The 21,894-nt window shown below is 65.9% G+C and carries 18 protein-coding genes and 1 tRNA gene; 9 read left to right on the forward strand and 10 right to left on the reverse strand.

All coding sequences use genetic code 11. The features are described 5' to 3' along the window. Window positions 1-41 precede the first annotated feature (41 nt). From BM145_RS04850 to BM145_RS04875, 6 genes are all read right to left on the reverse strand, one after another. A complete protein-coding gene (locus BM145_RS04850; protein WP_093332025.1) occupies window positions 42-386 on the reverse strand; it encodes a tRNA-binding protein in 345 nt (114 codons plus the stop codon). Next, window positions 386-1,057: a glutathione S-transferase family protein gene (locus tag BM145_RS04855; protein ID WP_093332027.1), complete on the reverse strand. Its 672-nt coding sequence runs from the start codon at window positions 1,055-1,057 to the stop codon at window positions 386-388. Before BM145_RS04855 ends, BM145_RS04850 begins: the two co-directional genes overlap by 1 nt. 38 nt (window positions 1,058-1,095) lie before the next feature. Continuing rightward, window positions 1,096-5,601 carry a glutamate synthase large subunit gene (gene gltB, locus BM145_RS04860; RefSeq protein ID WP_093332029.1) on the reverse strand — a complete coding sequence of 1,502 codons (4,506 nt, stop codon included), beginning with the start codon at window positions 5,599-5,601 and terminating at the stop codon, window positions 1,096-1,098. Next, window positions 5,598-7,022, reverse strand: coding sequence for an NAD(P)-dependent oxidoreductase (locus BM145_RS04865; RefSeq protein WP_093332032.1), 1,425 nt, complete (start codon window positions 7,020-7,022; stop codon window positions 5,598-5,600). Before BM145_RS04865 ends, gltB begins: the two co-directional genes overlap by 4 nt. A 148-nt stretch (window positions 7,023-7,170) precedes the next feature. After that, window positions 7,171-7,971, reverse strand: coding sequence for an undecaprenyl-diphosphate phosphatase (locus BM145_RS04870; RefSeq protein WP_093332035.1), 801 nt, complete (start codon window positions 7,969-7,971; stop codon window positions 7,171-7,173). 5 nt (window positions 7,972-7,976) lie between these two features. Then, window positions 7,977-8,909 (reverse strand): complex I NDUFA9 subunit family protein, encoded by a 933-nt coding sequence (locus tag BM145_RS04875; protein ID WP_093332037.1) that lies wholly within the window; start codon window positions 8,907-8,909, stop codon window positions 7,977-7,979. A 101-nt stretch (window positions 8,910-9,010) separates the two neighbouring features. On the opposite strand from BM145_RS04875, the gene BM145_RS04880 reads away from it, so the two are divergent. The 5 genes from BM145_RS04880 to BM145_RS04895 all read left to right on the forward strand — a co-directional run bounded on the left by BM145_RS04880 (window position 9,011) and on the right by BM145_RS04895 (window position 12,497). Beyond that, a tRNA-Leu gene (locus tag BM145_RS04880) sits at window positions 9,011-9,097 on the forward strand. Between the two features lie 87 nt (window positions 9,098-9,184). Continuing rightward, window positions 9,185-10,882 (forward strand): site-specific integrase, encoded by a 1,698-nt coding sequence (locus BM145_RS04885; protein WP_143090105.1) that lies wholly within the window; start codon window positions 9,185-9,187, stop codon window positions 10,880-10,882. 91 nt (window positions 10,883-10,973) lie between these two features. Continuing rightward, window positions 10,974-11,336: a helix-turn-helix domain-containing protein gene (locus tag BM145_RS15595; protein ID WP_143090106.1), complete on the forward strand. Its 363-nt coding sequence runs from the start codon at window positions 10,974-10,976 to the stop codon at window positions 11,334-11,336. 323 nt (window positions 11,337-11,659) lie between these two features. Beyond that, window positions 11,660-12,100 carry a hypothetical protein gene (locus BM145_RS04890; RefSeq protein ID WP_093332042.1) on the forward strand — a complete coding sequence of 147 codons (441 nt, stop codon included), beginning with the start codon at window positions 11,660-11,662 and terminating at the stop codon, window positions 12,098-12,100. 16 nt (window positions 12,101-12,116) lie between these two features. Further along, a complete protein-coding gene (locus tag BM145_RS04895) occupies window positions 12,117-12,497 on the forward strand; it encodes a recombinase family protein (RefSeq protein ID WP_093332045.1) in 381 nt (126 codons plus the stop codon). A 90-nt stretch (window positions 12,498-12,587) separates the two neighbouring features. Here the strand turns inward: BM145_RS04895 and BM145_RS04900 are convergent, their stop codons facing one another. Genes BM145_RS04900 through BM145_RS04910 form a run of 3 tightly spaced genes read right to left on the reverse strand, consistent with a single transcriptional unit; the run spans window position 12,588 to window position 14,264 of the window. Beyond that, the gene (locus tag BM145_RS04900; protein ID WP_093332047.1) at window positions 12,588-13,133 is read right to left on the reverse strand and encodes a DUF2321 domain-containing protein; all 546 of its coding nucleotides are present in this window, start codon (window positions 13,131-13,133) and stop codon (window positions 12,588-12,590) included. 4 nt (window positions 13,134-13,137) lie between these two features. Then, entirely contained in the window at window positions 13,138-13,920 is a 783-nt protein-coding gene (locus BM145_RS04905; protein WP_143090107.1) for a TIR domain-containing protein, read from the reverse strand. Between the two features lie 23 nt (window positions 13,921-13,943). Next, the gene (locus BM145_RS04910; protein ID WP_177200084.1) at window positions 13,944-14,264 is read right to left on the reverse strand and encodes a GrlR family regulatory protein; all 321 of its coding nucleotides are present in this window, start codon (window positions 14,262-14,264) and stop codon (window positions 13,944-13,946) included. Window positions 14,265-14,569: 305 nt separating this feature from the next. Here BM145_RS04910 and BM145_RS15600 point away from each other — a divergent pair, with 305 nt between their 5' ends. From BM145_RS15600 to BM145_RS04925, 3 genes are read left to right on the forward strand one after another with little or no spacing between them, the layout of a single operon-like run. Then, window positions 14,570-15,403 (forward strand): HNH endonuclease, encoded by an 834-nt coding sequence (locus BM145_RS15600; protein ID WP_143090108.1) that lies wholly within the window; start codon window positions 14,570-14,572, stop codon window positions 15,401-15,403. Beyond that, window positions 15,400-15,630 (forward strand): ABC-three component system middle component 6, encoded by a 231-nt coding sequence (locus tag BM145_RS04920; RefSeq protein ID WP_093332058.1) that lies wholly within the window; start codon window positions 15,400-15,402, stop codon window positions 15,628-15,630. The genes BM145_RS15600 and BM145_RS04920 overlap by 4 nt, the downstream gene beginning before the upstream one ends. Beyond that, the gene (locus BM145_RS04925) at window positions 15,627-17,387 is read left to right on the forward strand and encodes a DUF2326 domain-containing protein (RefSeq protein WP_093332060.1); all 1,761 of its coding nucleotides are present in this window, start codon (window positions 15,627-15,629) and stop codon (window positions 17,385-17,387) included. Before BM145_RS04920 ends, BM145_RS04925 begins: the two co-directional genes overlap by 4 nt. Window positions 17,388-17,668: 281 nt before the next feature. Here the strand turns inward: BM145_RS04925 and BM145_RS04930 are convergent, their stop codons facing one another. Beyond that, entirely contained in the window at window positions 17,669-18,175 is a 507-nt protein-coding gene (locus BM145_RS04930; protein ID WP_093332063.1) for a winged helix DNA-binding protein, read from the reverse strand. 99 nt (window positions 18,176-18,274) lie between these two features. Here BM145_RS04930 and BM145_RS04935 point away from each other — a divergent pair, with 99 nt between their 5' ends. Continuing rightward, complete coding sequence (locus BM145_RS04935) at window positions 18,275-21,844, forward strand: hydantoinase B/oxoprolinase family protein (RefSeq protein WP_093332065.1); 3,570 nt, start codon at window positions 18,275-18,277, stop codon at window positions 21,842-21,844. Window positions 21,845-21,894 lie beyond the last annotated feature (50 nt).

Here is a 21,894-nt window from a genome sequence, read left to right on the forward strand (position 1 = left end):
TCCCGCTCATGCAGGAGCACGGATCGTTCGACCGACCGCCGCTAGAACAATCGCCCGCCATCCGGCACCGGCCGTTCCGGCGATACCAGCACCACCTCGCCGTCCGCATCGGGAAAGCCGAGCGTCAGCACCTCCGACATCATCGGCCCGATCTGCCGCGGCGGGAAGTTGACCACCGCTGCGACCTGCCGTCCGACCAGCGTTTCGGGCGCGTAATGCCGCGTGATCTGCGCGGATGATCGCTTGCGCCCGATCTCCGGCCCGAAATCGATGACCAGCTTGATCGCCGGCTTGCGCGCTTTCGGGAAAGGTTCGGCGGCGACGATCGTGCCGACGCGCACATCGACCTTCAGGAAATCGTCGAAGGCGATCGTCGGCTCGGGCATCAGAAATCCGGATTGTCGTAGTGCGAGGGCGGGCTGACCAGCTCCATCCGCTCGGCGAGCAGCGGCCGGAACGAGGGGCGGCTCTTCAGCCCGCGATACCAGCGCGCCGTCTGCTCATGCCCCTTCCAGTCGATGCCGCCGAGATAGTCGGTGATCGAGATCTGCGCCGCCGCCGCCAGATCGGCGAGCGTCATCGTCGCCCCCGCCAGCCACTGCCGGTGGTCGAGCAGGTAATCGACGTAATCGAGGTGCGTGATCGCCGCCTTCATCGCCTCGCGCAGCGCGCGGGCATCCGGCGCGGCGCGGTGGGCGACCCGCTTCTCCATCCGTTCGTAGAGCAGTGGGCCGGTCACCTCGCGGAAGAAATTGTCGTCGAACCAGGCGACCAGCCGGCGGATCTCGGCGCGGCTGGTGGCGGTGCCGCTGATCAGCGACGCCTGCTCCACCGTCTCCTCGAAATACTCGCAGATCGCCGTCGAGTCGATCAGCAGGATGTCACGGCCGGCATCCACCATCACCGGCACCTGGCCGGCCGGGTTCATGTCCAGGAACTCGTCCCGCCGCGCCCAGGGCGATTCCCGCACCAGCTCGTAGCCGACACCCTTCTCACCCAGCAGCAGCCGAAGCTTGCGGCTGAACGGGCACAGGGGAAATTGGTAGAGCTGCCACATGCTTGCCTGTTAGGCTCCCTGCCGCCCGTCTGTCACCCCTACTCCGCCGCGATCGGCTCCGCGTCGGTCAACGGATAGGCGAGCCGCGTCAGCATCTCCCTGGGCACCACCTGCCAGAAATCGCCGACGATCCGGTCCCAATCGTCGAGCAGCCCGCGCGACCAGCGGCTGTCGGTCGCCGCGGCGTGCGCCGCGACATGGTCGCGCAGCACCGCGTCCCAGTGCGCGGTCGACACGCGCTGCCAGACGATGCTCTCACCGTTCGCCCGTCGGTCGAAGCGGCCGTCGGGATCGTAGACGAAGGCCATGCCGCCGGTCATGCCCGCGCCGAAGTTCTGCCCGACCTCGCCCAGCACCACCGCCGTGCCGCCGGTCATATATTCGCAGCCGTTGGCGCCGCAGCCCTCGACCACGACCGTCGCGCCCGAATTACGAACGGCGAAGCGCTCGCCCGCCTGCCCCGCAGCGTAGAGCCTGCCGGAGGTGGCACCGTACAGCACCGTATTGCCGACGATCGTATTGTCCTGGCTGACCAGCGGCGACGACACCGCCGGCCGCACGACGATGACGCCGCCCGACAGGCCCTTGCCGACGTAATCGTTGGCGTCGCCGAACACCTCCAGCGTCACGCCCTTGCACAGGAAGGCGCCGAGCGACTGGCCGGCGGAGCCGCGCAGCCGAATTGTCACGTGCCCGTCGGCGAGCGCCGACATGCCGAACGCGCGCGTGATCTCGCTCGACAGCCGCGTGCCGACGGCGCGGTGCGTGTTGCGGACGGAGTAAGTGAGCTGCATCTTCTCGCCGCGGCCGAACACGGCAGCGGCATCCTTGATGATCTGCGCGTCCAGGCTGTCCGGCACCTCGTTGCGGAAGGTGCTGAGCGAGAAGCGCCGCTCCGCATCGGTCGCGTCGACCTTGGCGAGGATCGGGTTGAGGTCGAGATCGTCGAGATGCTCGGCCCCGCGGCTCACCTGCCGCAGCAGTTCGGTCCGCCCGATCACCTCGTCGAGGCTACGGACACCGAGGCGGGCGAGGATGTCGCGCACCTCCTCGGCGATGAAGGTCATCAGGTTGATGACCTTCTCCGGCGTGCCGGTGAACTTGGCGCGCAGCCGCTCGTCCTGCACGCACACGCCGACGGGGCAGGTGTTGGAATGGCACTGGCGCACCATGATGCAACCCATCGCGACCAGGCTGAGCGTGCCGATCCCGAACTCCTCCGCCCCCAGGATCGCAGCGATCACGATGTCGCGCCCGGTCTTGAGGCCGCCGTCGGCGCGCAGACGGATGCGCCCGCGCAGGCCGTTGAGCGTCAGCGTCTGGTTGACCTCCGACAGCCCCATCTCCCACGGCGTGCCGGCGTATTTGATGCTGGTCTGCGGGGAGGCGCCGGTGCCGCCGACATGGCCGGACACCAGGATCACGTCCGCGTGCGCCTTGGCGACGCCCGCCGCGACCGTGCCGATGCCCGCCGACGAGACAAGCTTCACGCACACCCGCGCGCGCGGGTTAATCTGCTTGCAGTCGTAGATGAGCTGCGCGAGGTCCTCAATCGAGTAGATGTCGTGATGCGGCGGCGGCGAGATCAGCGTGACGCCCGGCGTCGCGTGGCGCAACTTGGCGATGAACTCCGTCACCTTGAAGCCGGGCAGCTGCCCGCCCTCGCCGGGCTTGGCGCCCTGCGCGACCTTGATCTCGATCTCCTCGCAGGCGTTGAGATATTCGGCCGTCACGCCGAACCGGCCCGACGCGATCTGCTTCACGCCCGAATTGCCGTTGTCGCCGTTGGCGTAGGGCTTGAAGCGGATCGTGTCCTCGCCGCCCTCGCCCGAGACCGCCTTGGCGCCGATCCGGTTCATCGCGATCGCCAGCGTCTCGTGCGCCTCGGGTGACAGCGCGCCGAGCGACATGCCCGGCGTCACGAACCGCTTCCTGATCTCGGTGATCGCCTCGACCTGGTCCTGCGGGATGCCCTCGTCGGGAAAATTGAACTGGAGCAGATCGCGCAGATATACCGGCGGCAGGTCGCTGACCCCCCGGCTGAACTGGAGGTAGCTCGAATAGCTATCCGTCGCGACCGCCGTCTGGAGCAGGTGCATCAGCTGCGCCGAATAGGCGTGCGTCTCGCCGTCGGCGCGCTGGCGGTAGAAGCCGCCGATCGGCAGCGTCGCAACGCCCTCGTCGAACGCCTTCTCGTGCCGCAGCGTCGCGTTGAGGTGGAGCGAGGCGTAGCCCTCACCCGAGATCTTGGCGGGCATGCCGGGAAACAGGTCCGCGACCAGCGCGCGGGAAAGCCCCACCGCCTCGAAATTATAGCCGCCGCGGTAGGAGGAGATGACCGCGATCCCCATCTTGGAGATGATCTTGAGCAGCCCCTCCTCCACCGCCACGCGGTGGCGGGTCAGGCACTCGTCGATCGTCAACGCCCCGAACAGCCCGCGCGCGTGGCGGTCGGCGATCGCGGCCTCCGCCAGATAGGCGTTCACCGTCGTCGCGCCGACGCCGATCAGCACCGCGTAGTAATGCGTATCGAGGCACTCGCCCGAGCGCACGTTAATCGACGCGTAGGAGCGCAGGCCCCGCCGGACGAGATGCGTGTGGACCGCCGCCGCCGCGAGCACGCCGGCGATGGCGACGCGATCCTCCGACACGTGCTCGTCGGTCAGGAACAGTTCGCTCCGTCCCTCGCGCACCGCCTGTTCGGCCTGGTTGCGGATACGCTGGATCGCGGCGCGCAGCGTTTCCGGCCCGCCCTCCACCGCGAAGGTGCAGTCGATCTCCGCCGCCGACCGGCCGAAATGCGCGCGCAGCCGGTCCCAATGCCCGCTCGTCAGTACCGGTGAGTCGAGCACCAATACGCGCTCGCGGCTGTCCTTCACGTCGAGGATGTTGGCGAGATTGCCGAACCGCGTCTTCAGCGACATCACGTGCCGTTCGCGCAAGGAGTCGATCGGCGGGTTCGTCACCTGGCTGAAATTCTGACGAAAGAACTGGCTGATGATCCGCGGCTTGTCGGAGATGACGGCGAGCGGCGTATCGTCGCCCATCGACCCGATCGCCTCCTTGCCGCCCTCCACCATCGGCGCCAGGATCAGCTCCATGTCCTCCAGCGTCTGCCCGGCGGCGACCTGCCGCCGCGCGAGTTCGGCGCGCGGATAGCGCAGCGGCTCGGCGGTGGCCTGCGGCAGGTCGTCGAGCGTCAGGAACTCGCCGGTCATGGCGGCATAATCCTGCTCGCCCGCGATCCGGTCCTTGATCTCGCGATCGGTGAAGACGACGCCCTCGTCCAGGTCGATCGCGATCATCTGCCCCGGCCCCAGCCGCCCCTTCTCGACCACGGTCGACTCGGGCACCGGCACCATGCCGCTCTCCGACCCTACGATCAGGAGGCCATCGGCGGTGCGGGTGTAGCGCAGCGGGCGCAGCGCGTTGCGATCCATCCCCGCCACCGCCCAGCGCCCGTCGGTCATGGCGAGCGCCGCCGGCCCGTCCCACGGCTCCATGACGGACGCGAGATAACGGTACATCGCCGCGTGCGGGGCGGGCGTGTCGCCGCCCTCGTCCAAAGCTTCCGGCACCAGCATCAGCTTGGCGGTCGGCGCGTCCCGGCCGGAGCGGCAGATCGCCTCGAACACCGCGTCCAGCGCGGCGGTGTCGGACGCGCCCGCCGGGATCACCGGCTTGATGTCGTCGCCGTGGTCGCCGAACGCGATCGAGGCCATCCGGATCTCGTGGCTGAGCATCCAGTTCTTGTTGCCGCGGATCGTGTTCACCTCGCCGTTGTGGGCGAGGCAGCGGAACGGCTGCGCCAGCCACCATTGCGGGAAGGTGTTGGTCGAGTAACGCTGGTGGAAGATCGCGACCCGGCTCTCGAACCGCCGATCGGTCAGGTCCGGGTAGAAGACCGACAGGCTCTCCGCCAGGAACAGCCCCTTGTACACGATCGAGCGGCACGACAGCGAACAGACGTAGAAGCCGCTGATCTGCGCCGCGATCACGCGCTTCTCGATCCGCCGTCGGACCAGGTACAGGTTCTTCTCGAACTCCGCCGCGCTCTGCTCGTCCGGCAGCGGGCCGGCGATCATGATCTGCTCGATCTCCGGCCGCGTCGTCTGCGCCTTCAGCCCGATCACCGACACGTCGACGGGCACCTGCCGCCAGCCGTAGATCGTGTACCCCGCCTCGATGATGACCGACTCGACGATGGTCCGGCACGTCTCCTGCGCGCCCAGATCGGTGCGCGGCAGGAAGATCATGCCCACTGCCAACCGGTTGTCCTTGGGCTTGTGCCCCGAGGCCGCGATGCAATCGTCGAAGAACCGCACCGGGAGGTCGAGGTGCAGTCCCGCGCCATCGCCCGTCTTGCCGTCCGCATCGACCGCGCCGCGGTGCCACACCGCCTTCAACGCGTCGATCGCCGACTGGACGACGCGGCGCGACGGCGTGCCGTCGGTCGCCGCGACGAGCCCGACGCCGCACGCGTCGCCCTCGAAATCGAGCCGGTACATGCCGTGTTCGGCCAAGTAACTGCGCTGGTCCGTCATGCCGCCACCTTCTCAGCCCGTGCCTTCGCCTTCAGCCACTTGTGCATGCTCGCCGCCACGTCGCGGCCGTCGCGGATCGCCCACACCACAAGGCTCGCGCCGCGGACGATGTCGCCCGCCGCGAACACGCCGTCGAGGCTGGTCATCAGCGTGGTGCCGTCGACCAGCACCGTGCCCCATCGGCTCACCGACAGGTCGGGCGAACCCCACAGCGTCGGCAACTCCTCCGCGTCGAAGCCCAGCGCCTTGATGACGAGATCGGCCTCGATCGCGACGTCGCCGCCGGGATCGCGCTCGGGACTGCGCCGGCCGCTGGCATCGGGACGGCCGAGCCGCATGCGGCTGGCGCGCACCGTGCCGGCCTCGATCGCCAGCGGGGCGGAGAGCCAGACGAATTCGGCCCCCTCCTCCTCGGCGTTCGCCACCTCGCGCTGGCTGCCGGGCATGTTGGCGCGGTCGCGGCGATACAGGCATTTCACCGATGCCGCCCCCTGGCGGATCGCGGTGCGGACGCAGTCCATCGCGGTGTCGCCGCCGCCGATCACCACCACGCGGCGACCGGCGGCATCCAGCGTGCCGTCGTCGAACGCCGCTACCGCGTCGCCGAAGCCCTTGCGGTTGGAAGCGGTAAGGAAATCGAGCGCCGCGACCGCGCCGTCCGCGCCCGGCACCTCGACCTGCCGCGCCTTGTACACGCCGGTCGCGATCAGCACCGCGTCGTGGCGCGCGCGCAGCTCGTCGAGCGATGCGTCCTCGCCCACTGCGAAGCCCTCGTGGAACACGATCCCGGCCGCCTTCAGCCGGTCGACCCGGCGCATCACCACCGGCTTCTCCAGCTTGAAGCCGGGAATGCCGTAGGTCAGCAGCCCGCCGGCCCGGTCGTGCCGGTCATAGACGTGGACGTCGTAACCGTGGCCGCGCAGATATTCCGCCGCGGTCAGCCCCGCCGGCCCGGCGCCGATCACCGCCACTGATTGCCCGCGCGAGCGGCCGACGGCGACCGGCTCGACCCAGCCTTCCGCCCAGGCGGTGTCGGTGATGAACTTCTCGACCGACCCGATCGTCACCGCGCCGTGGCCGGAGAACTCGATCACGCAATTGCCTTCGCACAGCCGGTCCTGCGGGCAGATACGGCCGCAGATCTCCGGCATGGTCGAGGTGGCGTTGGACAGTTCGTACGCTTCGCGCAGCCGCCCCTCGGCGGTCAGCCGCAGCCAGTCGGGGATGTGGTTGTGCAGCGGGCAATGCACGGAGCAATAAGGCACGCCGCACTGCGAGCAGCGCCCCGCCTGCGCCTCGGCCGCCGGCACGGCGTAGCGGTCGGCGATCTCCTGGAAGTCCTGTGTACGGGCATCCGCGTCGCGCTTGCCCGGATAGGCCTGCGCCCGATCGACGAACTTCAGCATCGGCATCTCGGCCATGAGCAATCCCGCACGATTATTTCGTGCGGCAGCCTCTACACGTCGAGAAGACGATCTCAAGTCAGCTTTGCTGACCTATTTACGACAAACTTTGTTGCTTCGTGGCTAGCCAGCCGTTCCCAGCAGAGAAGAAGGTCCGCTTCAAACCCTATCGGCCATAGAGCCAGATCAGCGCCACCGCGCCCGCCACGATCCGGTACCAGGCGAACGGCGCGAACCCGTGCCGCGTCACCACCGCCAGGAACGCCTTCACCACCGCCAACGCGACCAGGAACGCGGTGACGAACCCGATCGCGATCAATCCCATGCCGTCGGCGGTGATCGCGTCGCGATGCTTGAACAGTTGCAGCACCGTCGCCCCCGTCAACGTCGGCAGCGCCAGGAAGAAGGAGAAGTCGGCCGCCGTCCGCCGATCGATGCCGAGCGACATCGCCCCCATGATCGTCGCGCCCGAACGGCTGACGCCCGGCACCATCGCCAGGCACTGGACCAGCCCGATCTTGACCGACTGGCCGACGGTCACGCCGGCGATGCCGAGCACATTGTGCGTCCGTGCCAGCCGCTCCACCACCAGGATGCCGATGCCGCCCGCGATCAGCGCCCAGGCGACCACCGTCGCATTCTCCAGCAGCGCGTCGATCTGGTCGGCGAAGGCGAGGCCCAGCACCACCGCCGGCACGAACGCGATCAGCAGGTTGCGCACGAACGCCACCGAGTTTGCCTCCCACCGCGTCAGGCCGACCGCCACCGCCCAGAAGGTCCGCCAGTACAGCGCCACGATCGCCAGGATCGCGCCCGGCTGGATCGCGATGTTGAACACCGCCCAATCCTCCGCGCGAAAGCCGAGCAGCTCGGTGGCGAGCACCAGATGGCCGGTGGACGACACCGGCAGGAATTCCGTCACCCCCTCGACGATGCCGAGCAGGATCGCGACCAGCCAATCGCTCATGTGCGTCAGGCGGCCTGTTCGCGCGCGCGGCGGCCGAAGCGGCCCTGCCGGCGGAACCGCACCAGCCACTCGGGCGCCACCGCCGCCATCGGCGTCGGCGCGATGCCCAGCGCCGTCAGCCCGTCCTCGCCCGCGACGACGTTGTCGTGCTGCAGCATCAGCCACTGGTCGCGGTCGATCGGCGTGCCCGGCAATGCGGCGAGCAGCGCGCCCGCCATGTCGGGCAGCGCCACCAGCCGCGGCGAGCGGTCGATCGCGTCGGCGAGGAACCGGTGCAGTTCCATCATCGTGACGATGTCGGGCCCGCCCAGTTCCAGCACCTGTCCGCCGAACCGACCCGGATCGGCCGCCGTCGCGGCGACCGCCTCGCCCACGTCGCCCGCGAACACCGGCTGGAAGCGGGTGTCCGCGCGCAGCACGGGAACGATCGGGCTGGTCGCGATCATCTGCGCGAAGCGGTTGAGGAACTGGTCCTCGCGTCCGAACACCGTGGAGGGCCGCAGGATCGTCGCGGTCGGGAAGGCGGCGCGTACCGCCGCCTCGCCCTCGCCCTTGCTGCGGCCGTAGGCGGAGGCGGCGCCCGCGTCCGCGCCGATCGCGGAGACGTGGACCAGCGCGCCGGCGCCCGCCTGCGCCGCCGCCTCGGCGACGACGCGCGCGCCGCCCACCTGTACCCGCTCCATCGACGGGCCGAAGGTGCCGACCAGGTTCACCACCACGTCCGCCCCTGCCACGGCGCGCGCCACGGTGTCCGGCCGGGTCACGTCCGCGGCGACGAACTGCGTCTGGCCGAGGCCGCCTTGCGTCTTCAGGAACCACGCGTCACGCGGATCACGCTGCGCGATCCGCACGCGCGCGCCCGCGCCGAGCAGCGACCGCACCGCGTATCGGCCGAGAAAGCCGCCGCCTCCGATCAGCGTTACCAGCTTGTTCTTCATGGGGTGTCCGTTTCGCCAATCCGTGTCGCCACGCCTTTGCCCCTCGCACCGGCTGTTGACAAGGCTCCGCCCCACCCCCTAAAGGCCGCCGCCTACCCCGTGCCCAGATGGCGGAATTGGTAGACGCACCAGCTTCAGGTGCTGGCGATCGCAAGGTCGTGGAGGTTCGAGTCCTCTTCTGGGCACCAACACCCTCTTGAGGGTTGTTTATCAAGGATTTCAGCAGGTTTCGGCAGTCGGTGGCACATAAACCAGCCACAGACGAGGCTCCCGAGATGGCCCGCACTTCCAACCTGATCCAGCGCGGTGGACGCTGGTATTTCAACAAGGCGTACCCGAAGGAGCTATGGCCAGTCGTGGGCCGCGCGCCCTTTCGTATGGCCTTGAACACCGATGCGCTTGAACAGGCGCAGCGGATGCGAGGCCATGCGGAGCAACGCTACTGGGCGGCGGTGGACGCGGCGCGGAAGAAGCTGGGCGAGGTTGCTCCAAGGGCTTTGACGGAAGTCGAGGCGGTCGCCATCGTGTCCCGCTGGTTTTTACAGCGGAACGAGGAGCTGGATCGCAGCCACCTTCACCAGCCCACGCCACCCGAAGGCCTCGAAGATGCGCGGCAGGAGCTTGCGGATATCGAACGCTTCACCTCCGACAAGCTCTCCCGGAGCGCCGTGGAGGGTTTTGCCCCGCTCGCTGCGCGCGTTTTGGAAGCGGAGGGCATCAAGGCCGATCCGGCAGGCGGCGGTTACCGAACCATGCTTCAGCTGTTGGCGCGGGCGAACAAGGAGCTGGGCCGGATCGACCTTGCGCGCCTCCAAGGCGACTTCGGTTACCGCCCGACGGATCCGGTGTTCCTGTCCGCCCTAATCGCACCTTCAACAGCGAAGCGAACCATCAACGACCTCATCGACGCTTACGAACGCGAGAAGGCACCGGGCTGGTCTCCGTCTACCAAGGCAGCCCACGGCCCTGTCTGGCGTGTCCTGCGGGATGTCCTGGGGTCATCGCGCGATGTGGCCACGCTAACACGGGACGACGGTCGTCGTCTGTTCGAGACCGTAAAGGCTCTTCCGAAGGGGTTGGCCAAGGTCAAGGAGCTGGCCGGCCTTTCGGTGCCCGTGGCGGTCGAGAGGGCCGCGAGGCAGGGAATGGCGACCATCGGCCCGAAGACTGTCAATGGCAGTTACATGGCGTTCCTGTCGTCGATGTTCGGCTGGGCGGTTAAAGAACAGTGGCTTAAGGCCAACCCTGTCGCAGGCTTGACGGTCGTCGATGCCGTCGATGCGGCGGACAAGCGAGACCCGTTCTCCGTCGAGCAACTGAAAGCGATCTTCAGGGGCGCGCCTTGGTCTCCTCGCGATCCCGCCCCGCGCGGCAAGCCGCTGCATTACTGGGGCCCTCTCCTCGCCCTGTTCCACGGCATGCGGCGAGGGGAAATTGCCCAGCTGCGCACGTCAGACGTGCTGATGGTGGACGGCATTATGGTAATGCGTGTCCGAAAGGATGCGGAGACCGGCAGGCGAACCAAGACGATGTACGCCCGTCGAATCATCCCCGTGCATCCCCAGCTTGAGAGGATGGGCTTCCTGGCCTTCGTCGATGAGCAGCGGCGCGGCGATCACGCAGAACTGTTCCCTGGCTCCGAGCCCAACGCCAACGGACAATGGGGCGACAATTTTTCTGACTGGTTCACGCGCCTAGTCGCGTCTCATCGGCTGACTGGCCAGCGCCTCGGCCTCCACTCGTTCCGCCACAACTTCGAGGATGCCTTAAGGGCGGCTGGATTGAAAGGCAGCGACATCGGCAGGGCTCTAGCCGGTCGTGCCCGGCAAGGGGGCAACGACAGCGGGGACACCTACGGCAGCGGATACCCAGCGACGCAGCTCGCGGACGCGCTGGCGCTAGTCACATATCCCGGACTGGACCTCTCGCACCTGCACGTCGTCCAGCTCCGGGAAGACGCCTCGGGCAATTAACACCCATCCTCGGGGGTGGGTTATACCTATAGGTGCACCTTCAGGCGCTTTCGGCACCTCTCCCCCGTCCCTCGACTTAGGAAAGCCGAGCGTGACCAACATCAGAATCCTGACCGCTTGGGCCCATGCCCTCGCGTATATCACACGGGAGACGCCAGTCCGGTTGTCTGTAGCGCAGCTTGCGGTCTTCGCCCTGGCTGCGCTTGGTGATCGCATGGGGACGCCCGTGACATTCACCCAACTGCACGATGCGCTCGACGGCGCTCCGGGTGGCGCAATCCACACGACCTACGGCGTTTTCTTCGAAGAGAGACGCGGAGTCAGAAACTTGGGCTGGCTGCGGCAGGAACGCTCTGTCGATGATCTTCGTATCAAATGGCTCCGCCTGACCCCCAAGGGAGCCGAGGTGTTGGATGCAGTGTTGCGTCACCTAGAAACAGGTGAGCAAGATTGACCATTCCTGGCGCAGGATGTTCCGGCGAATTAACACCCACCCTTGGAGGGAGGAAACTCTCTAAGGTAAACCTAGGGCCACCTTCAGGCCTCTCGCACCTCCCCACATCCCCAGACAGGTGACCTCCCCGCCGACGTAGCGGGTCGAGGTCCCTTGTGGTGCGCCTTGCTGACCAGCGGGGCACGGCAGGGCGCACCATCCTCATCCCGTTTTACTCATCAGTGAGTAAAAGACCCGTCGTGCCCCGCAAGGCCCGATGGCCCGCTGCTGGCGTCCCACCAGCACCCTAGCGCCCCGCTGGCGCACCCCCACGAAAGCTCACTATGTCCGACATCTCAACCCCCAGCTTTGACGCGCTCCCCGTTCCCAGTGTCGAGGAGCTTGCCTCCTTTGACCCGCAATCCTCGCCTAGCCCTGTCGTGGCGGGCGACAGCGTCCGCATCACCGCCGAACCGTCCTTCGCCATGCTGTCGCCGGAGATGAAGGCGAGAGTTACGGACAAGCTGACCAGCGTTCCCGCCGCCCGTCATGATGAGATGATGCCCAGCCTGATCATGGACGAACTTCGCCAGCACTCGCTTGCACTGCGGGTGAAGATGGGTCTGAAGGCAGCCGCTACTGCTTCGGCTGCAAAGAGGTACTCCCTCTCGCGGACTTCGATGCCCGACCCGCGCGACACGACGGATTGCGACTTGAGTGCCGCGCTTGCGAGCGCACGGCTCGCGCCGCCCGTGCCAGACAACGCCGCCGTCATCTCGCTTTGAAACGAGATGGACTTCTATGCCGGAGGCCTGCGAGCTGACCGTGGGTATGCTGGCCGTAGTGGCCCGTGAGGAGCGTAAAGCTATCTCGGAGCGCACGAAGGCAGCCCTAGCGGCAGCGAAGGCCCGTGGGGTGAAGCTGGGGAACCCGAACGGTACTGCGGCACTCCAGAGGGCTGCCAAGGGCAACGGGGCGGCAGTCGCTGCGATCCGCGCGGATGCCCAGGACCGGGCGGCAGACCTGTCACCGATCATCTCTGACATTCGGGCGACCGGAGCCACGTCCTTGCCCGCCATAGCGCGGGAGCTGAACAGCCGTGGCATCGTGACCCCAAGAGGCGGCGCGTGGCACCCCTCGTCCGTCCGAAATCTGCTGATACGCCTAAACACCGCACGGTGACCGGCGCTCGGTTGGCTTAAGCGGGTCCATTGCCCTGCTTTTTTGAACTCACCGATGCGTTGCCTACCGCCGCTGTGGAGGAGGAAGGCTCTACCGTTTCTTCCGCGCCGCAGGGGAGTCCTCTGCCAACCCTAAGGCCACCTTCGCAGGTTCAGTTGCCGACGCTTTGAGCGCGCGCATGAGCGCCGCCTGTTCAAAGTCATCCATCTTCGCAGCTATCTTTCGCAGGCGCAGAGCCGCTATCTCGGTCTGACTAGAGGCAGTCGTCAGAGCTTTGCTAATATCCCGCAACCCCTCAAGGTCAGCTTCTGAAAGCCCTTCACTAAGCCCACAAATCTCCATTATGCTTTGTATTTCACGCTCGACCCACGGCATCGCCGCTCCGCACGAGTCACAGAACTTGTCGGGTATTTGAGAACTAGGATAGTACACCCCTGGCATATGGTGGTAGCCTCTGATGCGCACATTACAGCTCGGACAAGCCGTTATAGTCGCCTCGCCGCAGATCGCACATCTCTCCCGCCGCCCGTCAGGCTTACTTTCCGCATAGTTGGTGACTATATGGCCCGTCACGCAAACTTGCTGAAGGTCATACCAGTCGCGCTCATCCTCGTAGCCGTATCCGTAGCCTCTCATTTCCTCAAACCACCTTTATAGTTCTCTTGAGCCCAGAGGTTTTGCTGAATAATATCGTGTCTTTACCTCTACGCTCAACTTCATACCGCCAGCGTTTAGCGGCTTCCTCGATATAACGTTCCGCAGAACCAGGAACGAGCTTCAATTCGCGGTCTACGTCAGAGTACCTGATCGCTCTTCCATTCTCTTGGGATGAACGGGAGCCCATCCAAGATTGAATTAAGCTCAAACAGTCGTCAGGGTCTTCGGTCAAGTCGCCTGCTTCTTGAACTGTCGTGAGCGCGGCTGCGTTCTCGGTAGTAGGAATCTGCAATCGACCGAGCGCCTTAACGGAACGCCGAACCCGCTGACACGCGGGACCAAGAGCCGCCAAAAGGTTACCATCTTCACGTTCTGGTTCGTACTGCCCTGGAGTTATGCCCAGAAGGTCAGTGGGAAGATGGAAGTTGTCCACCCCACGCGGCATTACCAAGAAGCAACGCTCTTTGCCGATCCTGCCGATAAATAGCCCAAGCTCAAAGATAACGTTGTCGCGTACTGCCTGCTTCTCTGCGTCGCGAAGCTGGACCACGTCGTCGGGTTGAAGAACGAAGAGCGCAAAGTCACTATCCGCGAGAGCATCAATCAACGCTTCCAACGTGTAGCGCGACAGCTCGAAAACGCCTTGATTCCATACGGTAGCCTCGACGTCATGTTCCAAAGACTCTTGGATGCTGTACGCCACCGATAGGCCTTCAACTGATGAGCCGATGAACATCCGTGGTTTTGGTTCTGTCGCCTTCGCCAACTCGTCGGCTCCTCTCGCTACATTCAGCGCAAGCGGTGAAGGACCACATGCACCGTCTGGCCAAGCGCTGCTGGCGTCTTGCCCGCCAATCGCAGGCCCTGGCCGTCTGCTTGGCCCGAGAACTGAAGCTCGAAGCTCGTCAGGCCCGCAAAAACGTTCGGAACAGTCGCGTCCCACTGAACGACGCTCAAGGTGCCTTCAACGGTCCCGCCGTTGTCCTGGTATTGCCCCTCGTAAGTGAAGCCGTAATCACCGCCGCCTAGGTAGCCGTCCCGCATAACAACGATGCCCTCTCCCGCGTTTGGCCCAACCGCGAAAGAGGCTTTGTAAATACCGTTTTGCAATTCCACCTCCTGTTACGCACCCTTGTCAAATGTGGGTGCGCCGCAGGAGACCTGCAAGCATCATGGTGGCTGGTCACGAATGCCGCGCGTCACTCGGCGGCTGGGCGTCAGCCGCGCCACTGTGTACCGCGCGATTGCCCCGAAGGAGCCGTGATGGCCCTCACGGGGCGTAAGCGTGACCGATGCCCTGCTTTTTGCCGAGCTGCCTTAAGAGGGGTAAAGCATTGGTAGACGGCTTCTTCCTAAGCATGCCATGTGTCGGGATCGAAGCGCCGTAAAGGCGTGAGAGGTGCAGGGGTGAGAGCTTGGTCGAACCGCAGAAGAAGCGAACTCGTCGGAAAGCGACCAGTCAGCCGGGCAAATCGACGCGTAGCTACTCGCAGAAGACTTTGGGTCTCCTTTGGGGGCTCGCCGGAAACCAGTGCGCCTACCCGAGTTGCGGACATGAGCTGATCGCAGACGCAACCGACTTTGATCCTGCCGCAATCCTTGGCCACATCGCTCACATCTATAGTTCCAGTGACAAGGGACCTCGGGCCAATCCCGGCCTAACCCCCGCACAGCGCGACGACGCGCGCAACCTGCTGCTACTCTGTCGGCACCACCACGGCTTGGTGGATGTCCAGGACAGCACTTACACTGCGGAGCAGCTGATCGGGTGGAAGAAGGACCACGAGGCGGTCGCATGGGCGAAGAAGCGCACAGAGGCGGCTGCCCAGATGAACCGGGTTAGCTTCCCGGAGCTTGAGGCCGTCGCCTCCGGCCTGCTTGCTCTTCGCGGCGCGCCTGGAGGAACGCTGGTGACGGTTCCCCCGGCGGACAAAATGAGGCTCAACGATCTAGGCATGGAGGCCGAGTTCAGCCTCACCATTGGTGCCTCTAAGTCGCAAGAAGTTGGCCGCTTCATCGCGCTTCAGTCCCAGCTCGACGACGATTTTGGGAGGCGGCTGCGATCCGGGTTTGTACATGAGTACCAGCGGCTAAGGGCAGTAGGCTGTTGGGGCGACGATCTGTTTGACGGGATGTTGAGCTTCGCCCATGGGCGGCGCGAGCCGAGTGAGGGCCGTCGCTACGCCGGTTTGGCCATCCTCTCTCATCTTTTCATCCTGTGCGACGTGTTTGAGACTAGCCTTCCATGAACATCCTGCCGGACAAGTACACTCCTGAAGAGTTCACTCTCCTGGGTGCGTCGGCGGCGATTATGGAGTGGATTGACCGTCCCGTGTCTATCTCCAGTCTTTGGCAGAACGTGCGGGCGGACCTAAGAGTTCGTTCGTTCGACCGCTTCGCAGACAGCCTCTCACTGCTTTACGCCACCAAGGTTATAGATGCGCAGGACGGGCGCATCTTCCGGGCGCATCCATGATCTATCGCGTTTGGAGCACCCTGCCGACTTTCCGGGAGGTTGTGCTTGCTCCTGGGATGAACGTCATCCTTGCTGATCGAGCCGACGAGTCGAGTGACAAGGAAAGTCGTAACGGCCTTGGCAAAACCACGCTCCTGCGCATCATCCACTTTTGCCTTGGTTCCGACTTTTCTCGCGAGAAGGTGCTTACACACCCCAAGCTGAATGGTGTCGGATTTGGCCTGGAGATCGAGCTGTTTGGCCAGCGCGTTAGTGTCCTGCGTAGCACCAGCGACGCTAAATGGGTGACGGTGACGGAAGGGGCAAATCTGATACCGGAGCTGACCCAAGCTTGCGATCTTACGGGAGAGGCAAGAATACCGGTCCAATATTGGACTGACCTATTAGGGCGCGCGATGTTCGGGCTGCCGGAAAAGGAGGTTGAGCAAAGCGCGCCTACATTCCGAGGGTTGATCGGGTATTTCGCGAGAGTAGGGCGGCAAGCCTTCAACGATCCTTTCGATTACGTTGGAAAACAGAAGGCTTGGGTAAAGCGAACCCAGATCGCGTACTTGCTTGGATTGAATTGGCGTCAAACCTATCAGTGGCACATTCTGCACACACAGCTGACGGACTCCAAGAACCTGATTGCGGCGCTAAACGCAGTAGAGGACTCTCATGGGCGCGAGTCCTTAGGAGACTTGGAAGCAACCAGCGCCGCTCTGCATCTCCGATTGGAAGGAAAGAGCCAACAGATAGCATCGTTCCGCGTCCGCGACGACTACCACTACATTGAACGTCAGCTTGGACAGACAGACCGTCAGATACATGCGCTAATCAACGAAAACTTCACCGATAGGCGTCTACTTGATCATTATCGGGAGAGCATGGACGAGCTGGGCAGCTACGTTCAAGGCACTGCAACCAACCTTTTGAGGCAAGCAGGGGCGGTATTCAAAGAGGAGAGCCTAAGAAGCATCGAGGATGTGGCCGCCTTCCATCACACGGTGTATGAACACCGGCGACAATTTCTTGAGAGCGAAACTTCTCGCATTGCAGAGCAGATTGAGGCGAGGTCGCTCCAGATCGAACGGCTATCAGCGCGAAAGACGGAGTTCTTAAGCATCCTTTCAAAAGAGGGCGCTTTAGACACGTTCCTCGCAATACAACAGGAATACCGCGACCTGACGGCAGAGTGCGAGCGCGTGGATGCTCAACTAGAAGAACGGCGCAGATATGAGCGGCAGCGTGACTTTATCGAGCTACAAATTAGTCAACTGCGCATTGACATCCGAAATGATTTCGAGGGTCGTCAGGAAGTCACGGACGCAGCTCGTCGGTCTTTCTCGACCTACACGGGGGCGCTCTACGATCAGCCAGGGCTTCTGATCATCGAACTATCGAAGGCAGGATTGAAATTCGACGTCGCAATCAATCGGGAGGGCAGTGACGGCGTCGACCAAATGACGGTTTTTTGCTTTGACCTAACACTCGCAAACGCGTGGCGGGCTCATGCGATGAGCCCCAGCTTTCTAATACACGATAGCAGCCTATTTGCGGACGTAGACGCTCGCCAGAAAGCGCGCGCCTTGAAGCTCGCTGCGGCGGAAGCGGAGCGACTGGGCTTCCAGTACATTTGCTGCCTGAACTCTGACACGCTTCCAGTGGAGCACTTTGAAGACTTCCAAATAGAGCAGTTCGTACGCCTCCGGTTGTCCGATGCCAGCCCATCGACTCGTCTGCTTGGGATCGAATTGCCGCCGCACCTGTCCGAGTAGCCGCAGTCCATGGGGCCCTTGCGCCCAGACCCTCGGGCTGGCACATACGGGCACATACCCGACGGCTGAAACCCGCAGAAATCTTTGAGTGCCCGTGGCGCTGCCACAATCCTCTTCTGGGCACCATTTTCTATGCAAGCGCATCCACACTGATCGAGAAAGCCGCTGACAAGCGGCGCGGCTTGCGGACGAGCCTCCGCGCCCTCGCGTGCAGGCCGGCGCGCTCGAGCGGGTCGACGATGGGAACCGCGATCTCCTACAGCGCCAGCAACCGCGGATCCCTACAACGTCGCGGCGGCACGGGCCGCCTGATTATACTGGCCCGATAGGCGGCGCAGCAGGTCGGCCGTCGCGGACAAGGCCGCGCTGTCCGGGCCGTCGCTCTCGACCGCGGTCGCCAGCAGGCGTTCACGGATGTCGCGATACGCCGCGCAGAAGGCACGCCCGGCCTCGGTGGCGGCGACCAGCTTCTCCTTGCCCGCACGGCGCGTGGCGATCAGCCCCGCCTTTTCCAGCTTGCGGATGGCGTAGGTGACGAGGTGCGTATCCTCAATGTCCAGCACCAAGGTGATGTCGGCGATCCGCTTTGCACGATCGCGGTGGCGCACGGTGTGGAGGATCAGCACCTCCAGCGGTGCGAGCGGCTGCCCGGCGGCGGCCGCACACCGCGTCATCCAGCGCTGGTAAGCCGAGGCCGCCAGCGTCAGGCTGAATTCGAGCTCGGACAGCGCCGGAGCCGACCCGTCGGCGAGATGCGCCGAGGAAACGATCGCACGCAGTTCCGTCATTCCCGCCCCCTCCGTCCTGGCGCGAAGCTCACCTTGGCATCGGCATGTGCCGGCATGTATATAACGATTCGTCGATGATTTGTAGATGAGGTGATCGCAATGGCGGGTTGGTCGTTCTGGATCGATCGCGGCGGTACGTTCACCGACATCGTCGCGCGCGCGTTCGATGGATCGCTGACCACCGCCAAGCTGCTGAGCGAGAACCCGGACCAATATGCCGATGCCGCGATCGCGGGCATTCGCCGCATCCTGGGGCTGGCAGAGGGCGACGCGCTGCCCACCGATCTGATCGCCGAGGTGAAGATGGGCACGACCGTCGCGACCAACGCGCTGTTGGAGCGCAAGGGCACGCGGACGCTGCTGGTGGTCGACCGCGGCTTCGCCGACCTGCTCGCGATCGGCAACCAGGCCCGGCCGCGGCTGTTCGACCTGGCCATTCGCCTGCCGACACCGCTGTACGACGACGTGATCGAAGTCGGCGGACGGATCGACCGCGACGGCAGCGTGGTAATGCCGCTCGACGAGGCGGAGACCGCCGCGCTGCTCGGGGAAAAGCGCGCAGAGGGGTTCGAGGCCGTCGCTATCGCGCTCACCCACGCCTGGGCGCATCCGGCGACCGAAGCGCGGGTGGCGGCGCTGGTGCGGGCGGCCGGCTTCACGCAGGTGTCCGCCAGCCACGCGGTCAGCCCGCTGATCGGTCTCATCGCACGCGGCCGTACTACCGTGGTCGACGCCTATCTGTCGCCGGTGCTGCGCCGCTACGTGGACCGGGTCGCGGGCGCGCTGGGCGACGTGCCGCTGCACTTCATGCAATCGAGTGGCGGGCTGGCCGACGCGCGCGCGTTCGGCGGCAAGGACGCGATCCTGTCCGGCCCGGCCGGCGGCGTGGTGGCGGCGGCGCGGACGGCGGAGGCCGCCGGGATCCACCGCGTCATCGGCTTCGACATGGGCGGCACCTCGACCGACGTCGCGCTCTATGCCGGGCGGTTCGAGCGCGTGCTCGACGCCGAGGTCGCCGGCGTCGAGATGCGGGTGCCGATGATGGCGATCGAGACGGTCGCGGCGGGCGGCGGATCGATCCTCCACTATGACGGCGCGCGCTTTCGCGTCGGGCCCGACAGCGCCGGCGCTAATCCGGGTCCCGCCTGCTATCGCCGCGGCGGGCCGCTGACCGTGACCGATGCGAACGTGCTGGTCGGCAAGATCCAGCCCGCACATTTCCCTGCGGTGTTCGGCCCCGACGGCGACCGGCCGCTCGATGCGGCGGCGGTTGCGCGCGGCTTCGCCGATCTCGCCACGACGATCGGCATGGACGATCCGCGCCGCGTGGCCGAAGGATTCTTGGACGTCGCCGTCGCCAACATGGCCGCGGCGATCAAGCGTGTCGCGCTGGAACGCGGAGAGGACGTTGCCGGCTTCGCACTCCAGTGTTTCGGCGGCGCGGGCGGCCAGCACGCATGCCGGGTGGCGGAGGTGCTGGGGATGAGCCGCGTCCTCATCCACCCGCTCGCCGGCGTGCTGTCGGCCTATGGCATGGGGCTGGCCGACCGGGTGGCGATCCGCCAGCGCTCCGTCGAACGCCCGTTGGGCGAGCCGCTCGCCCAGCTCGCCGCGGCGCTGGGCGACGAGGCCGCGGCGGAGGTCGGCGACGGTGCGCGCCGGGTCGCGATCGCGAACCTGCGCTATGCCGGTACCGATACCGCGCTTGGTGTCGATCTCGGCTCACCCGAGACGATGCGAGCGGCGTTCGAGGAGGCGCACCGCGCCCGCTTCGGCTTCGTCAGCCCGGACCGCGACATCATGGTCGAGAGCGTGGTGGTGGAGGCGATCCTGCCCGGCGATCCGGTGACGCCGCCGTCGCTGCCGCCGCGCGATGGCCCACTTCCCGCGCCGCTCGCCACGGTGCCCGTCTGGACCGGCGGGGCCGAGCACGCGACCCCCGTCCACGACCGCGACGGTCTGCGCCCCGGCGACCGCATCGCCGGCCCGGCGCTGATCCGCGAGGCGATCGCGACGACGATGGTCGAGCCCGGCTGGGTGCTGGCGGTCGGCAAGGGCGGCGAGCTGCTGCTCGCCCACACCGGCGCCACCGCGCGCGCCGATGCCGACGCAGGCGTGGCCGACCCGGTCCAGCTCGAACTCTTCAACACCCAGTTCATGGGCATTGCCGAGCGGATGGGCGTGGTGCTGCGCAACACCGCGAGCAGCGTGAACATGAAGGAGCGGCTCGACTTCTCCTGCGCGCTGTTCGACGCGGCGGGCCGGCTGATCGCCAACGCCCCCCACGTCCCCGTCCATTTGGGCGCGATGGGCGAGAGCGTGCGCGCGGTGATCGCCGCACGCGGCGCGACGCTGAAGCCGGGCGACGTCGTCGCGCTCAACGACCCGTTCAACGGCGGCACGCACCTGCCCGACGTCACCGTCATCGCACCGGTGTTCGACGCGGATGGCCGGGAACTGCGCTTCTTCGTCGCCAATCGCGGCCATCATGCCGATATCGGTGGGCTGACGCCCGGATCGACCCCGCCCGATTCCACCGCGCTGGAGCAGGAAGGCGTGGTGATCGACGATTTCCTGCTGGTCGACGGCGGACGCCTGCGCGAGGACGCGTTCCGTCGCCTGCTCGCCGCTGCCCGCTACCCCGCACGCAGCCCCGACACCAACGTCGCCGACATCAAGGCCCAGCTCGCCGCCAACGCGACTGGGATCGCCGAGCTGAACGCGCTGGTCGCCGCGCGCGGCTGGCCGACCGTGCGGGCGTATATGGGACACGTGATGGCCAATGCGGAGGAGAGCATCCGCCGCGTGCTCGGCCGCCTGTCGGACGGGGCGTTCGACTATATAATGGACGACGGCACGCCGCTGATGGTCAGCGTCACGATCGACCACGCGAACCGCGCCGCGACGATCGACTTCACCGGCACCGGCCCGGCCAGCGCGGGCAATTTCAACGCGCCGCCCGCGGTGACCCGCGCGGTCGTACTCTACGCCTTCCGCTGCCTCGTGGGCGAGGATCTGCCGCTCAACGAAGGCTGCCTCGCGCCGCTTACGATCGTGATCCCGCAGGGTTCGTTCCTGTCGCCGCCGCCGGGCAGCGCGGTGGTGGCGGGCAATACCGAGGTCAGCCAGGCGGTGTGCAATGCGCTGCTCGGCGCGCTGGGCGCCTCGGCCGCGTCGCAGGGGACGATGAACAACTTCCTGTTCGGCAACGACCGCCACCAATATTACGAGACGATCTGCGGCGGTGCGGGCGCAGGGCCAGGGTTCGACGGCGCCTCCGCGGTGCACACGCACATGACCAACACCCGCATCACCGATCCCGAGATCCTCGAGCTGCGCTACCCGGTCCGGCTCGATCGGTTCGCGATCCGGCGCGGCACGGGTGGCGCAGGCCGGCACCGCGGCGGCGACGGCGCCATCCGCGCGATCACCGCGCTGGAGCCGATGACCGCGACGATCGTCGCCTCGCGCCGCACCGTCCCGCCCTTCGGTCTCACCGGCGGCGGCGACGGTGCGGCGGGTGTCCAGCATGTCGAGCGCGTCGATGGCCGCCGCGACACGCTCACCGGCACCAGCCGGACCGAGCTGATGCCCGGGGACCGGATCGTCATCGGCACGCCGGGCGGTGGGGGACATGGCGGCCCATCTCACGCCGTCACGGCCGAATGATCGCCGGGCGGGCGGCCGGCCGTCACCTTCCCTGCCGGTGCGATCCCGGC

The sequence above is a fragment of the Sphingomonas rubra genome (assembly GCF_900115745.1).
Classification (GTDB): domain Bacteria; phylum Pseudomonadota; class Alphaproteobacteria; order Sphingomonadales; family Sphingomonadaceae; genus Sphingomonas; species Sphingomonas rubra.

Coding starts and splice junctions, on each gene's coding strand:
- BM145_RS04850 (WP_093332025.1), bottom strand. CDS start 386: ATGCCCGAGCCGACGATCGCCTTCGACGATTTCCTGAAGGTCGATGTG.
- BM145_RS04855 (WP_093332027.1), bottom strand. CDS start 1,057: ATGTGGCAGCTCTACCAATTTCCCCTGTGCCCGTTCAGCCGCAAGCTT.
- gltB (WP_093332029.1), bottom strand. CDS start 5,601: ATGACGGACCAGCGCAGTTACTTGGCCGAACACGGCATGTACCGGCTC.
- BM145_RS04865 (WP_093332032.1), bottom strand. CDS start 7,022: ATGGCCGAGATGCCGATGCTGAAGTTCGTCGATCGGGCGCAGGCCTAT.
- BM145_RS04870 (WP_093332035.1), bottom strand. CDS start 7,971: ATGAGCGATTGGCTGGTCGCGATCCTGCTCGGCATCGTCGAGGGGGTG.
- BM145_RS04875 (WP_093332037.1), bottom strand. CDS start 8,909: ATGAAGAACAAGCTGGTAACGCTGATCGGAGGCGGCGGCTTTCTCGGC.
- BM145_RS04885 (WP_143090105.1), top strand. CDS start 9,185: ATGGCCCGCACTTCCAACCTGATCCAGCGCGGTGGACGCTGGTATTTC.
- BM145_RS04890 (WP_093332042.1), top strand. CDS start 11,660: ATGTCCGACATCTCAACCCCCAGCTTTGACGCGCTCCCCGTTCCCAGT.
- BM145_RS04895 (WP_093332045.1), top strand. CDS start 12,117: ATGCCGGAGGCCTGCGAGCTGACCGTGGGTATGCTGGCCGTAGTGGCC.
- BM145_RS04900 (WP_093332047.1), bottom strand. CDS start 13,133: ATGAGAGGCTACGGATACGGCTACGAGGATGAGCGCGACTGGTATGAC.
- BM145_RS04920 (WP_093332058.1), top strand. CDS start 15,400: ATGAACATCCTGCCGGACAAGTACACTCCTGAAGAGTTCACTCTCCTG.
- BM145_RS04925 (WP_093332060.1), top strand. CDS start 15,627: ATGATCTATCGCGTTTGGAGCACCCTGCCGACTTTCCGGGAGGTTGTG.
- BM145_RS04930 (WP_093332063.1), bottom strand. CDS start 18,175: ATGACGGAACTGCGTGCGATCGTTTCCTCGGCGCATCTCGCCGACGGG.
- BM145_RS04935 (WP_093332065.1), top strand. CDS start 18,275: ATGGCGGGTTGGTCGTTCTGGATCGATCGCGGCGGTACGTTCACCGAC.